Origin of the sequence: Phreatobacter cathodiphilus (genome assembly GCF_003008515.1) — a bacterium.
Classification (GTDB): domain Bacteria; phylum Pseudomonadota; class Alphaproteobacteria; order Rhizobiales; family Phreatobacteraceae; genus Phreatobacter; species Phreatobacter cathodiphilus.
Window position 1 is genome coordinate 4,303,166 of sequence record NZ_CP027668.1, and the last position, 13,597, is coordinate 4,316,762.

The 13,597-nt window shown below is 70.0% G+C and carries 14 protein-coding genes; 7 read left to right on the plus strand and 7 right to left on the minus strand.

What is annotated here, in order from left to right:
• Nucleotides 1–37: 37 nt before the first annotated feature.
• A complete protein-coding gene (locus tag C6569_RS20685) occupies nt 38–307 on the minus strand; it encodes a hypothetical protein (protein WP_106750634.1) in 270 nt (89 codons plus the stop codon).
• 313 nt (nt 308–620) lie between these two features.
• Entirely contained in the window at nt 621–2,018 is a 1,398-nt protein-coding gene (argH, locus tag C6569_RS20690) for an argininosuccinate lyase (RefSeq protein ID WP_245898180.1), read from the minus strand.
• 47 nt (nt 2,019–2,065) lie between these two features.
• Here argH and tlpA point away from each other — a divergent pair, with 47 nt between their 5' ends.
• The 3 genes from tlpA (at nt 2,066) to C6569_RS20705 (ending at nt 3,815) form a co-directional block, all read left to right on the plus strand.
• Nucleotides 2,066–2,680, plus strand: a complete 615-nt coding sequence (tlpA, locus tag C6569_RS20695) for a thiol:disulfide interchange protein TlpA (protein ID WP_106750635.1) — start codon at nt 2,066–2,068, stop codon at nt 2,678–2,680.
• Nucleotides 2,681–2,703: 23 nt separating this feature from the next.
• Entirely contained in the window at nt 2,704–3,216 is a 513-nt protein-coding gene (locus C6569_RS20700; RefSeq protein ID WP_106750636.1) for a prolyl-tRNA synthetase associated domain-containing protein, read from the plus strand.
• A gap of 305 nt (nt 3,217–3,521) precedes the next feature.
• Nucleotides 3,522–3,815 (plus strand): 4a-hydroxytetrahydrobiopterin dehydratase, encoded by a 294-nt coding sequence (locus C6569_RS20705; protein ID WP_106750637.1) that lies wholly within the window; start codon nt 3,522–3,524, stop codon nt 3,813–3,815.
• A 7-nt stretch (nt 3,816–3,822) separates the two neighbouring features.
• On the opposite strand, the gene C6569_RS20710 is transcribed toward C6569_RS20705, so the two are convergent.
• Nucleotides 3,823–4,779 (minus strand): hypothetical protein, encoded by a 957-nt coding sequence (locus C6569_RS20710; RefSeq protein ID WP_106750638.1) that lies wholly within the window; start codon nt 4,777–4,779, stop codon nt 3,823–3,825.
• Between the two features lie 359 nt (nt 4,780–5,138).
• The gene (locus C6569_RS20715; protein ID WP_106750639.1) at nt 5,139–5,870 is read right to left on the minus strand and encodes a rhomboid family intramembrane serine protease; all 732 of its coding nucleotides are present in this window, start codon (nt 5,868–5,870) and stop codon (nt 5,139–5,141) included.
• A 148-nt stretch (nt 5,871–6,018) separates the two neighbouring features.
• Between C6569_RS20715 and C6569_RS20720 the strand changes: the two genes are divergently transcribed.
• On the plus strand, nt 6,019–7,176 hold the full coding sequence (locus C6569_RS20720) for a trans-sulfuration enzyme family protein (protein WP_106750640.1): 1,158 nt from the start codon (nt 6,019–6,021) through the stop codon (nt 7,174–7,176).
• Between the two features lie 12 nt (nt 7,177–7,188).
• Nucleotides 7,189–7,755: a GNAT family N-acetyltransferase gene (locus C6569_RS20725; protein ID WP_106750641.1), complete on the plus strand. Its 567-nt coding sequence runs from the start codon at nt 7,189–7,191 to the stop codon at nt 7,753–7,755.
• On the opposite strand, the gene C6569_RS20730 is transcribed toward C6569_RS20725, so the two are convergent.
• Nucleotides 7,752–9,434: an acyl-CoA dehydrogenase family protein gene (locus C6569_RS20730; RefSeq protein ID WP_106750642.1), complete on the minus strand. Its 1,683-nt coding sequence runs from the start codon at nt 9,432–9,434 to the stop codon at nt 7,752–7,754. The two genes, C6569_RS20725 and C6569_RS20730, sit on opposite strands and share 4 nt — an antisense overlap.
• A 91-nt stretch (nt 9,435–9,525) precedes the next feature.
• On the minus strand, nt 9,526–10,404 hold the full coding sequence (locus C6569_RS20735) for a DMT family transporter (RefSeq protein ID WP_106750643.1): 879 nt from the start codon (nt 10,402–10,404) through the stop codon (nt 9,526–9,528).
• A 206-nt stretch (nt 10,405–10,610) separates the two neighbouring features.
• Between C6569_RS20735 and C6569_RS20740 the strand changes: the two genes are divergently transcribed.
• A complete protein-coding gene (locus C6569_RS20740) occupies nt 10,611–12,578 on the plus strand; it encodes a methyl-accepting chemotaxis protein (RefSeq protein WP_146144861.1) in 1,968 nt (655 codons plus the stop codon).
• Between the two features lie 85 nt (nt 12,579–12,663).
• On the opposite strand, the gene C6569_RS20745 is transcribed toward C6569_RS20740, so the two are convergent.
• Complete coding sequence (locus C6569_RS20745) at nt 12,664–13,014, minus strand: RidA family protein (RefSeq protein ID WP_106750645.1); 351 nt, start codon at nt 13,012–13,014, stop codon at nt 12,664–12,666.
• Between the two features lie 166 nt (nt 13,015–13,180).
• Between C6569_RS20745 and C6569_RS20750 the strand changes: the two genes are divergently transcribed.
• Nucleotides 13,181–13,597 (plus strand): tellurite resistance TerB family protein, encoded by a 417-nt coding sequence (locus tag C6569_RS20750; RefSeq protein WP_106750646.1) that lies wholly within the window; start codon nt 13,181–13,183, stop codon nt 13,595–13,597.

The window sequence follows — 13,597 nt, forward strand, 5'->3', positions numbered from 1 at the left end:
CGGGGCGACCCGGCCTTTTTCATGCGCGGAACCTCGATCACGGACCCTGGTGCGTGCCCGTGGTCGGACCCGGCGTGCCGACGAAGCCGTGGAAGCGGTTGGCCGGCCGGGTGAGGCGGTGGCCGGTGCCGGCGGCATCCTCGTGGGTGCCGTATTCGCTCTGCGAGGAGAGTGCCGGGCCGGCGAGGCGGGCGCTGGCGGCGAGCGAGGAGGCATGAGCGGAGGAGGCGATCCCTGCGACGGTCGAGATGGCTGCGGCAGCAAGGAGCGTGAGAGCCGACTTTCGAATCTCGAGCTGGTTGAACATGGATCGCCTCCCCGGTCATGTCCGCGGCCTCGTGCCGCGGCGTGACCATGGGTGTCGGGAGGCGGGAAAAAGGTTCGAGGCGGTTCGGGATTTTTTCGAACGGGCCGCGCCGGGCGACAGTGCCCCACCCGCACCCTCCCCTCGCGTGAGCGAAGGGAGGGGGACTTTGACGTTTCACGGCACGATCACGGTGGAGCCAGGCACGACCGATCAGGGTGAGGCGCGAGGCGGACGTCCCCCTCTCCTCGCGTGAGCGAGGGGAGGGTGCGGGTGGGGCCTTCTTGAAAGGGGCCGGCCTGTCCGGCCCGGCCGCTCAGCCGAGCTTTTTGAGCCAACGCTTCGCCTGCGCCCTCACGTTCTTCGGCGCCGTGCCGCCATAGCTCACCCGGCTCGCCACAGACTTCGCCACCGACAGCACCGAGAACACGTCCGCCGTGATGCGCTTGTCCACGGTCTGCATGTCGGCGAGGGTCAGCTTGTGCAGCGGCAGGCCCTTCTCCGAGGCGAGACCCACCGCCCGGGCGGCGATGTGATGGCTCTCGCGGAAGGGAATGCCGAGCGAGCGCACGCACCAGTCCGCGAGGTCGGTGGCGGTGGAATAGCCCTGGCCAGCCGCCTTCTTCATCACCGGCGCATTGGCCTCGAGGTCGCGCACCATGCCGGCGGTCGCGGCGATCGCCAGCGACAGCGAGGCGAGCGCGTCCATGGTCGGCTCCTTATCCTCCTGCATGTCCTTCTGATAGGTCAGAGGCAGGCCCTTGAGCACCACGACGATGGCGTTGAAGGCGCCGAGGATGCGGCCGACCTTGGCGCGCACCAGCTCGGCGGCGTCCGGGTTGCGCTTCTGCGGCATGATCGACGAGCCGGTCGAGAAGGCATCCGACAGCTTCACGAAGGAGAAGGGCGAGGAGCACCAGATGACGATCTCCTCGGCGAGGCGGGAGAGGTGCACCGCCGTGATGGTCGCCGCCGCCAGCACCTCCATGACGAAGTCGCGGTCGGCGACCGAATCCAGCGAATTGGCCGTGGGCCGGTCGAAGCCGAGGGCCTTCGCCGTCATGTGCCGGTCGATGGGGAAGGAGGTGCCGCAGAGCGCCGCAGCTCCGAGCGGGCTCTCGTTGAGCCGGCGGCGGGCATCGGCGATTCGGCCGCGGTCGCGCCCGACCATCTCCACATAGGCCATGAGGTGGTGGCCGAAGGTGGTGGGCTGGGCCACCTGCAGGTGGGTGAAGCCGGGCATGACGGTCGCGGCTTCCGCCAGCGCCTTTTCCGCCAGCGCCTTCTGCAGGTCCTTCAGCTGCGCGTCGAGCCCGTCGGCGGCGTCGCGCACCCACAGGCGGAAGTCGGTCGCCACCTGGTCGTTGCGCGAGCGGGCGGTGTGCAGGCGCCCGGCCGGCGCGCCGATGATCTCGGCGAGCCGCGCCTCCACGTTCATGTGGATGTCCTCGAGGCTGCGCTTGAAGGCGAAGCTGCCGCCCTCGATCTCGGCGAGAACCTGGTCGAGGCCCTTGGTGATCGCGGCTTCGTCATCGCGGCTCACGATGCCTTGTTCGGCCAGCATCGCCACATGGGCTTTCGAGCCGGCGATGTCCTGCCTATACAGGCGCTTGTCGAAATCGATCGAGACGTTGATGTCCTCCATCACGGCGGCTGGACCCGAGGCATAGCGGCCGCCCCACATGGAATTGCCGGCTTTGTCGGCTTCGGTCATCGTCTCGTCCCCGAAGGAAGAAGGAAGTCGCTTTGTCCCGCGCCAGAATGACCATCCTCGCGGCAGGACTGATCGGACTGTGCGCCGGCGCTGTGGCCTTCTACTGGACAGGCGGCCCCGCGCGCAATGCGTCCGCGCAGGCCTGCGCCGCGGCGCGGACGGTGGCCGGCAGCCTCATGCCGCTGGCACGCGGCGAACTCGCCGCCTTCAAGGTGACGGAGGCGCCGATGATCGCTCCCAACCTCGCCTTCAAGGCGCCCGACGGGCGGGAGCTCCGGCTCGCCGACTTCCGCGGCCGTACCGTGCTCCTCAACCTCTGGGCCACCTGGTGCGCCCCGTGCCGCCACGAGATGCCGGCCCTCGACCGCCTGCAGCAGACCCTCGGCGGCGGGACGTTCGAGGTCGTCGCCGTCAACATCGACACCCGCAATCCCGAGCGGGCCGCCACCTGGCTCACCGAGAACGGCATCCGCCACATGGCGAACTATTCCGATCACTCCGCCCGCATCTTCCAGGACCTGAAGGCCGCGGGCCGCGCCTTCGGCATGCCGACCACGCTCCTCATCGACGCCAACGGCTGCGAACTCGGCTTCCTCGCAGGTCCCGCCGAATGGGCGAGCGAGGACGCCCTCAGGCTGATCCGCACCGCCCTCGGCACCTGACCGCACACCCGCCAAGATCAGCCATGACCGACATCGCCGCGCGCCGCGCCGCCCTCTTCGCCCTGTTCGACCGGCTCGGCATCGCCACCACGACCTACGAGCACGAGGCGGTGTTCACGGTGGCCGAGAGCCGCCACGTCAAGGAGCAGATCCCCGGCGGCCACACGAAGAACCTCTTCCTCAAGGACAAGAAGGGCCGGCTCTTCCTCGTCGTCGCCCTCGGCGACGCGGTGATCGACCTGAAGCGCCTGCACGAGGTCATCGGCGCCTCGGGCCGCCTCTCCTTCGGCTCCGGCGAGCTGCTGGAAGAGGTCTGGGGGGTGAAGCCGGGCTCCGTCACCCCCTTCGGCGCCATCACCGACACCGCCGGACGCGTCACGGTCATCCTCGACGTGACGATGATGGAGCACGCGGTGCTCAACTATCACCCGCTCGAGAACACCGCGACCACCTCCATCGCCCGCGACGACCTGGTCGCCTTCCTTGAGGCCACCGGCCACCCGCCGCAGATCCTGCCGTGCAGCGAATCCGTCTGACGGACGAGCCGGCGATCACGCGGCGGTGAGACATGCCATGCTACCGCCCCATTTCGGCCCTTCCGGGGTCAAGAGCGGGAGCGAGCCTGACCCCGTTGCCTCGACGCGGTCGGCGCTGCCCCGGACTTTTCAGCCCCCCAGCCCCCCGGGGTTCCGTCCGATCCCGTCGAGCGCCATCGGCCCTGCCGATGGAAACGTTCGGTCATCCCCTCCGACGCGAACGTGCGGGCCGGCGCTGTTGCGCCGGCCCGTTTTTTTGGCCACGGCCGGGGGCGGGACCACGGATCGACAGGCGGGAGAGCGGTATGACCGGCAGGCTGACCGACGAGGAGCGACGCGAGGCCATGGCCTCCCTTCCCGGCTGGATCGCCGTCGAGGGGCGCGACGCCATCACCCGCCGTTTCGCCTTCCGCGACTTCTCCGAGGCCTGGGGCTTCATGAGCCGCGTCGCCCTCGTCGCCGAGGCGATGGACCACCATCCCGAATGGTTCAACGTCTACAAGACGGTGGAGGTGACGCTTTCCACCCACGACGCCGACGGGCTGACCGCCAAGGACGTCAGGCTCGCCCGCGCCATGGACCAGATCGCCGGGATCTGACGGGTCTTCAGCGGTCGCAGGTCCAGGTCATCACCGGCAGGCGGGCCTCCCGCTCGCCGAGGAAACCCCTGGCCGAGCGCGCCGGCACCTCCACCTCGATGAGCCGGTTCGGCCCGAGCTCGACCACCTGGCGGAGCTGCACTTTTTCGCCCTCTTCGAGCCGGACGACCGGCTGGCCGCCGAGCGGCGCGTCGACGAGGGTCGCGCCTCCGGGCGAGACCTCCATGTCCAGCGTCCGGCAGGCGGCGGCCGTCGCTGCCGGCGGGGGCGGCACGCTCTCCGCCGTCGGCGGCGCGACGGTGATGGGGACGGTGCGCACGAGGCGCGGCTGCTCGGCCCCGCCCGCCGGCTGGACGGGCGGCGGCGCCGCCGCCTCGCCGGCCGGCTGGTTGAACGTGGTGAGGCCGGCGATGCCGAGGGCGGCCAGTGCCGCGACCACCAGCACCACCAGGAACCATTTGAGACGCCGCGGAGAGGGGTCGGGCACCCGCACCGAGGCACCGCCGCCGCGGGCGGTCTCCAGCTCCTTCTCGAGCTGCACCAGCGCCGAGAGATGCGAGATCTGCGCATCGAGCTGGTCGTACCAGCCGTCGAAGTCGTCGGGGGCGGGGTCGCTCGCCCGATAGGCGCGGTCGAGCCCGTCGAGCGAGGCCCTGAGGTCGATGTGCGGCCCGGTCGGCGGCGCGCCGATGTCGGTCCCGAACCGGGTGATGGCGATGGCGAGGTCGTTCTCGGCGCGCGCGATGACGTCGCGCAGCGCCGCCCGCGTCTCGGCGTTGATGCGATGGGCGAGGCGCTTGAGCTGGGCCGGCGGATCGGCCACCAGCTTCAGTTCGGCCGCCGCCTGGCGCAGGGCGTCCTCGATGGTGCCGGCGGGGCGGGTGAGGCCGCCCATCCGCCCGCCATAGACGTCGAGGACGTGGAACCGGTAGCGATAGGCCGAGACGAGCGGGGCGACGTCCACGAAATTCCGATCCTCGCTTCAGGCCGCCGCGGCGACGCGACCGAGCGCCCGTCCCGTCGGCGGGGAGAGCTGCGGCGGAGCGTCGTCGAGCGTGGCGGCCATGGGGGTAACGTGTTCCGGCCCGACGGGCCATGCGCAGGCTGTCACCTGTGCTGTCGGCAAGGGGCGGCCTTCGGGCAAAACCATGTCGAAAAAGCGCACGGCCCGGCCCCGGCCATCGCTCGCCCCGCCCGCCCGTCGGCAGGCGGTCTGTCCGTCGCGCCCCATATGCTCCCCCCGAATCGAACTCCAACGCGCGCTTGGGCAAAAGGTTCCCTGCTGTTTAGGGGAAAGCTGACGCAAGGCAAAGAAGGCCCGCCTCATCCGAACCGCAGGGGAATGCGCGGCACCGTCACCGGCAGTTGCCGCTCGTGGCTGAAGAACACGATGTCGCGCTTCTTCATCAGGCCGACCAGCGCCGCGCCGGCGAGGAGGCCGCCCACATGGGCCCACCAGGCCGTGGCGCCGCCTTGGGTGGTGACCAGATGATAGACCTGCAGCATCACCCAGGTGCCGAGCGCCAGCCAGACGGGAATGGTCAGCGGCAGGATGTTGAACACCAGCCCGAACACCCTGACGCGGGGATAGAGCAGCAGATAGGCCGCGAGCACGCCGGAGACGGCCCCGGAGGCTCCCACCAGCGGCGCCTGCGAGCCGGGGTCGATCATCAGATGTGCCGCCCCGCCGATCAGCCCGCAGGCGAGGTAGAAGACGAGGAAGCGCCAGTGGCCCATGGCGTCCTCGATGTTGTCGGCGAAGACCCAGAGGAACAGCATGTTGCCGACGAGGTGCATCCAGCCGCCGTGCATGAACATGTAGGTGATCCACGTCGCCCAGGTCGGCACGACGGCGAGATGGGGGGCGAGCTGGGCCTGGTCGGTGACGACGGCGGGGATGAGCCCGAGGCCCAGCATGTTGGCGGTTGCGGCGGGCGCCGGCACCAGCCCGGTCGTGGCGAGGAACAGCACGACGTTGAGTCCGATCACCGCGAAGGTGACATAGGGCGCGGTGATGTGGCGGTGGGGGTTCTGATCGGCGAGGGGGATGAACATGGATGCATGTTAGCGCCGCGCCGCGAAAGCTGCCATCGTGGCTCCTACGCCCCGCTTCCGCTTGATTCCACGATACAGGAAATGTAGTTGCGGATGATGGAACCCGGCCGCATCGGGTTCGCTGCCTCACCCGGGATCCTTATCCGCCATGACCGCCAAGCCGAACGGCCTTCAGCCCCGCACGCTCGCCGCCCAGGCCCTCGGCTGGGAGGAGAGCGAGACCCATGCCGTGGTGACGCCCATCCACGTCGCCACCACCTTCATCCGCGACCCCGACAACCAGTACCGCAACGGCTTCGTCTACGGCCGGCCCGACAACCAGACGGTGCGCCAGTGCGAGGCGGTCCTCGCCGCGCTGGAGGAGGGGCCCGAGGCCCTCGTCCTCGGCTCCGGCATGTCGGCGGCCACCGCCGTGGTCATGGCCCTGCCGGCCGGCGCCCATATCGTCGCGCCCACCGTCATGTACTGGGCCCTGCGCAACTGGCTGATGAACGACGCCGTCGCCTACGGCTACACCACCTCCTTCGTAGACACGACCGACCTCGCCGCCGTGAAGGCTGCGGTGGTGCCGGGCAAGACGAAGCTCGTCTGGCTGGAGACGCCGTCGAACCCGCTCTGGACCGTCTCGGATATCGCGGCGATTTCCGAGATCGCCCATGCCGCCGGCGCCGTCTGCGCGGTGGACTCCACCGTGGCGACGCCGGTCTTCACCCGGCCGCTCGCGCTCGGCGCCGACATCGTCATGCATGCCGCGACCAAGTATCTCAACGGCCATTCCGACGTCGTCGCCGGCGCCCTCGTCACTCGCGAGGTCAACGAGTTCTGGGCGAAGGTCCGCCGCGTACGCTCCATGCACGGCCAGATCCTCGGCCCCTTCGAGGCCTTCCTGCTGATGCGCGGCATGCGCACCCTGCATGTGCGGGTCGAGGCCCAGGCGAAGGCGGCCCTCGCCTTGGCCGAGAAGCTGAAGGGCCACGCCATGGTGGCCGACGTGCTCTATCCGGGGCTCGCCTCCCATCCCCAGCACGCCCTCGCGGCGCGGCAGATGCAGGGCGGATTCGGCGGCATGATGTCGATCCGGGTGAAGGCCGGCGAACAGGCGGCGGTCTCCACCGCGGCCCGCGTCGAATTGTGGAAGCGCGCCACCTCCCTCGGCGGCGTCGAGAGCCTCATCGAGCACCGCGCCTCCATCGAGGGCGCCGGCTCGCCCTGCCCGACGGACCTGCTGCGCCTGTCGGTGGGGCTGGAGGCGGTCGACGACCTCTATGCCGACATCGACCGGGCGCTGAGGGCCGCCAACGCCTGACAGAGGCATGTCGTGAACATCAGCATCGAGACGCCGCACCTGACCCTTCGACCGTGGTGCGAAGCCGACATTCCCGCGCTCGTCTCCGGCCTGAACGATCTCGCCGTCGCCAGGTGGCTCGCCTTCGTCCCGCACCCCTATACGGTTGCCGACGCCGAGAACTGGGTCAGGCGATGCCGCGCGCTGGCCGAAGCTGATGGGCCGCCGGCCGCCTGCGAATTCGCGGTCGAACTCAAATCCACGCGCCTCGTGATCGGCGGCGTCAGCCTCAACAAGATCGACCGTCACGCCGGAACGGCCGGCGGCGGCATCTGGATCGGGCGGGCCCACCACGGCCACGGCTATGGACGCGAAGCCTTCGAGGCCAAGATCAGGTTCGCATTCCGCGACCTTGGGCTCACCAGACTGGTCAACGGCTATTTCGACGGCAACGACGCATCGTGGGCGATGCAGCGCAAGCTCGGCTATCGGCGCGTCGGTAAGGTCGCCAGCCGGTCGATGGCGGACGGCCGGCAAACGACCGAGCATGTCACGATGCTTCTGCGCAGCGACTGGCAGGAGCGTCAGACGACGGGCTAGTTCGCCCCGTCGAGCAGGCGGCGGGCGATGACCTGCGCCTGGATCTCGGCGGCGCCCTCGAAGATGTTGAGGATGCGCGCGTCGCAGAGGACGCGGCTCACCGGATATTCCAGCGCGAAACCGTTGCCGCCGTGGATCTGCAGGGCGTTGTCCGCCGCCGCCCAGGCGACGCGGGCGCCGAGGAGCTTGGCCATGCCGGCCTCGAGGTCGCAGCGGCGGTCGAGGTCCTTCTGGCGCGCCGAGAAATAGGTGAGCTGGCGGGCGATCATCACCTCCACCGCCATCATCGCGATCTTGTCGGCGACGCGCGGGAAGGCGATCAGCGGCTTGCCGAACTGCACCCGCTCCTGAGCATAGCGGAGTGCCAGGTCCATCGCCGCCTGGGCGACGCCGACGGCGCGCGCCGCGGTCTGGATGCGGGCGGCCTCGAAGGTCTGCATGAGCTGCTTGAAGCCCTGGCCCTCGACGCCGCCGAGCAGGTTCTCCGCCTTCACCTCGAAGCCGTCGAAGGAGATCTCGTATTCCTTCATGCCGCGATAGCCGAGTACCTCGATCTCGCCGCCCGACATGCCCTTCGCCGGGAAGGGGTCCTCGTCGGTGCCGCGCGGCTTTTCCGCCAGCAGCATGGACAGGCCCTTGTAGCCTGGCTCGGCCGGGTTGGTGCGCACCAGCAGCGTCATCACGTCGGCGCGGACGGGATGCGTGATCCAGGTCTTGTTGCCGGAGACCTTGTAGACGTCGCCCTCCCGCACGGCGCGGGTCTTCAGCGAGGCGAGGTCGGAGCCGGTGTTCGGCTCGGTGAAGACGGCGGTGGGCAGGATTTCGCCCGAGGCGATCTTCGGCAGCCAGTGGTCCTTCTGCGCCTGCGTGCCGCCGGCGAGGATCAGCTCCGAGGCGATCTCCGAGCGGGTGCCGAGCGAGCCGACGCCGATATAGCCGCGCGAGAGCTCCTCGGAGACGACGCACATGCTCTCCTTGCCGAGCCCCATGCCGCCGTAGCTCTCGGGCAGGGTCAGGCCGAAGACGCCGAGTTCGGCGAGCTTGGCGATGACCTCGAGCGGGATGTAGGCGTTCTTCAGGTGCCATTCATGGGCATGCGGCAGCACCTCGGCGAGCGAGAACTTCCGCATCTCGTCGCGGATCGCCTCCAGCGTCTCGTCGAGAGCGGGCTCGCCGAAATGACCGGAGGATTCCTGCGCCTGCACCAGCTCGGCGAGGCGGGCCCGGTTGGCGGCCGTGTTGCCGGTGGCGATCAGCGTCTCGGCGGCCCCGGTGAAGCGGCGGGCGACGTCCGCCGCCGACAGGCCGACATCGCCGGGGCGCACCATCTCGCCCTGGCTCATCGGGATGCCGCCGATCATCTGCGCGAGGTATTCGCCGAGGCCGATGCGGACGATGAGGTCCTCGATCTCGCCGAACTTGCCCGCGGCGCCGAGGCGCTCGGCATAGGAGGCGAGCTGGCGCACGCTCTCCACATAGGTCGCGAGCCAGGCGAGGCCGTGGGTGGCGCGCTGCTCGCGCTCGATCGCCGCGCCCGAGATGCGCCCGTCCTCGGTGACGAGGGCGCGCACCGCGGCGGTCGCCTCGGCCAGCACTGCGTCGGCGGCGACGACGGCGCCCTGCGCCAGGTCGGTCAGCGCGGTCGCGGGTGCATCCTTGCGGGCGAGAGCGGGGCTCATGGTGGTTCCCTCGGCGTGGTCGTTGTTGCTGCAATGCAAAATAACGCAGCCCCGCCGCGTTTCAATCCGGCAAATGACCAGTCGTGCGGCGTCAGGCGGGCCGCGTCGCCAGCCAGACGCCGAAGGCGGTCACTGCCATGCCGACGAGCTGCACGGGGGTCAGGGTCTCGCCGAAGAAGACGAAGGCCATCAGCGCCGAGACCGCCGGCACCAGGTAGATGTAGGCGGTGGCGCGCGACACCTCGCCCCGGCGGATCAGGTAGAGGAACAGAAAGATGCCGCCGACCGAGAGGGCGAGCACCGACCAGGCCATGGTCAGGATCAGCGTCTGGTTCCACACCGCCTCCGCCTTGCCGAACAGGGCGGTCAGCACCAGCATCACGCCGGCGGCGGCGACATATTGCCAGGCCGTCGTCGTGCGCATGTCGCCGCCCGAGACGAAGCGCTTCTGGTAGAAGGTGCCGGCCGTCACGGCGACCATGGAGACGAGGTTGACCGCCAGCGGCGTGGCGATGGCCTCGAAAGCCTCCGCCGACACGCCGACCACCTTGGGCAGCAGCACCAGCACGATGCCGGCGAAGCCGAGCGCCACCCCCGCGCCCTGGCGCAGGGTGATGCGTTCGCCCAGGATCGCCGGCGCCAGCAGCGCCGTCATCACCGGCTGCAGGCCCGCCATGATGCCCGAGACGCCCGAGGGAACGCCGTTGGCGACCGCCCACCAGACGCCGGCGAGATAGAGCGCGTGCAGCAGCACGCCCGACATCATGGCGTGGCCGACCTCCCGTCCCGACCGCGGCCAGGGCGCGCCCATGGCGAAGGCGATGGCGGCGATCACCGCCGCCGCCATGGAGAAGCGCAGGAACAGGAACCAGAGCGGATCGGCGAGGCGCGCCGAGAATCCGGCGACGATCCACCCGGTCGACCAGGCGAGCACGAAGAGCAGGGGAACGGTGCGAACCGCAAGGGACATGGAGGTCTCGCGACGGGAGGCGCGGACCCTAGGGGGACGCCGGCCGAAACTCAATCACTGACGCTGGGGAAGTTTATTCGCCGGCAAGCCGCTGTAAAAGCAACAATTTCCGGATCGTCGTCGTGGCGGGATAGTCATTCGTTAACGTGTGGGGGGCAGTATTGCGGCACTGTCCGTCCCGAGGTTTCAAAGAAATGGCTGTTCGTATGCCCGCAATGTCCGTGCGCCTGAGGATCGCTCTTCTCGCCATCGTCCCCATCGCCGGTGTTCTCGCCGCCGGCGCCGCGGCCTGGTATGGCCAGCGGTCGGCAGCCAGCGCCTTCGAGGCCTATGACGATTCGGCGGGGCTCGCCACCGACGCCGCCCGTGTCCGGGCGAGCGTCCGCGACCTGCGCTTCGCCGCCCTCGACTATGCCGAGCGCCACACCGAGGCGGCGCCCACCGCCTTCGCCCGCGCCCGCATGGAAGCGATGATGGCCCTCGGCGAGGCGCGCCGCAAACCCGCCGCCGCCGCGCTCCAGACCGAGATCGACCAGTCGCTGAAGCAGCTCGGCGAGGCCGCCTCCGCCTTCGATCTGGTGCGCGTCACCATCGAGACCCTCGGCACCGACGAGAAGTCGGGCCTCACCGGCCGCATGAACGAATCGGTCCAGCAGCTCGAGGCCCAGTCCCGCCGCGTCGCCGCCAATTTCGACGACGGTGCCGGCATCCTCGAGCAGGTGCTGCAGATGCGCCGGCACGAGAAGGACTTCATGCTGAACGGCCTCGATTCCGACCTCGAGGCCTTCCGCCAGGCCCGCACCAAGTTCATCAACGAGGTGAACCGCTCGGTCGTCGCCCCCGCCACCAAGGCGGAACTCCTGAAGGCCGGCGAGATCTACTGGCCGGCGCTCGATTCCTACGTCCAGGGCACCCGCACGGTCGAGAAGACTGTCCAGCAGCTCGACCAGCTCCTCACCGCCCTCGACCAGCAGACCAACGTCCTCGTCGCCGCCGCCAATGACGGCAAGACCCGCGCCAACGAGGCGCGGCTCGAGGCCCAGTCGCGGACCATGATGCTGGTCATCGGCATCATCCTCGGCATGGTTCTGCTCTGCGGCATCGTCGCCATGATCCTCGGCCGCTCCATGACCCGTCAGATCGGCGGCATCACCGTGTCGATGCGCGAACTCGCCGGCGGCAACACCGCCGTGGAGGTTCCCTCGACCGACGCCTCCGACGAACTCGGCGAGATGGCCCGCGCCGTCCTCGTCTTCCGCGACAACGCCATCGAGCGCGAGCGTCTCGCCGCCGAGCAGATCGCCGAGGTCGAGGCCCGCAACCGTCGCGCCGCCGTCGTCGACAATCTCATCAAGAGCTTCGAAGAGGCCGCCGACCGGTCGCTCGGCGCCCTGCGCAGCGCCTCCGGCCAGCTCGACGGCGCCTCCGACCAGCTCGACGGGACGTCGGGCGCCGTCACCCAGGAGGCCGTCACCGCCTCAGGCGCCATGGAACAGGCGGCGAGCTCGGTCTCCTCCGCTGCCGCCGCCGCCGAGGAGCTCGCCGCCTCCATCGCCGAGATCGCCTCCCAGGCGACGAAGTCGACCGAGGTCGCCGGCACCGCCGTCACCGAGGCCGAGCGCACCGCCCAGACCATGGGCTCGCTTGCGCAGGCCGCCTCGCGCATCGGCGAAGTGGTCAACCTGATCCAGGCGATCGCCGGTCAGACGAACCTGCTCGCCCTCAACGCCACCATCGAGGCGGCGCGTGCCGGCGAGGCCGGCAAGGGCTTCGCGGTGGTCGCCTCGGAGGTGAAGAGCCTCGCCGCCCAGACCGCCCGCGCCACGGAAGAGATCGCCTCGCAGATCGGCGCCATCCAGCTCGCCTCGGGCGATGCGGTGGACGCCATCGACAAGGTCGGTCAGGTGATCGGCGAGATGCGCGGCATCGCCGCCTCCGTCGCCGCCGCCGTCGAGGAGCAGAACGCCGCGGTGTCCACCATCGCCGAGGCGGTCAACCGCGCCTCCGACGAGACGCGCGACGGCGCCGAGGCCATGGGCCGCGTCGGCGGCACCGCCCAGTCCGCCCAGGCCACCGCCGAGGACGTGCGCGCCCTCTCCGGCCGGCTCGGCGAGGAGGCCCAGGCTCTCGACCGCGAGATCCGCACCTTCCTCGAGGGCGTCCGCGCCGCCTGATCCGTCATCCTTGTCCCCAGAAGCGAAACGGCCGGGGAGAGCCCCGGCCGTTCGTCTATTCAGGCTTCGGCCGGAGCCGGCATCGTCACTTCGCCGCGACGACCATGATCTCGACGGTGAACTGCGGCGCGGCGAGCTTGGCTTCCACCGTGGCGCGGGCAGGCGTCTGGCCGGGGACGACCCAGCCGTCCCAGACGGCGTTCATCTCGGCGAAGGTCGACATGTCGGACAGCCAGATGTTGGCCGACAGGAGGTTCTGCTTCGACGTGCCGCACTCGGCCAGCAGGGCGTCGATGGTCTCGAGGATTTCCTTCGTCTGCTCGGTCACCGACTTGCCGGCCGCCTTGTGGGCCACCTGTCCCGCGAGATAGACGGTGTTGCCGTGGACGACGGCACCGCTCATGCGCGGACCGACCTGCTTGCGCTCGATGGCCATGTTTGTCTCTCCTTGGAACTGCCTGATCGCAGAACGCGTCTCCTAGCGCGGGCCGCGCGTCAGGCCAAGCCGCGCCGCCGCTTCGGCGCCATGCACTCCCGCGTTGCGTTCCGCTCGCCCCACCGGGCGGCCGGCCACCCCCCGACACCCACCGGACCCCGCAGCCATGCTCGACCGCTTCCTGTCCCTGATCACCGACCTGACGGAGGGGCCCCAGGAGGCCTTCGGCGACGACGACTACCGCCTCGCCGCAGCCGCCCTCCTCGTCCACGTCATGGCCGTCGACGGCCGGGTCTCCGACACCGAACGCGCCCGCATCGAGGCGGTGCTCGCCTCCGGCTTCGCCCTCTCGGCCGCCGATACCGGGCGGCTCATCGAGCGCGCGATCGACGCCGAGGCCTCCGCCGACAGCTGGACCTCCTTCGCCGACCTCCTCGCCAAGCGTCTCGACGAGGACGGGCGCCGGCGCATCGTCGACATGATGTGGAGCGTCGTCCTCGCCGACGGTGCCGCGGCGGAACTGGAGGAGGCGGTAGTCGAGCGCGCCGCCGCGCTGATGGGCGTCGAGGCGCCGCGGCGCTGA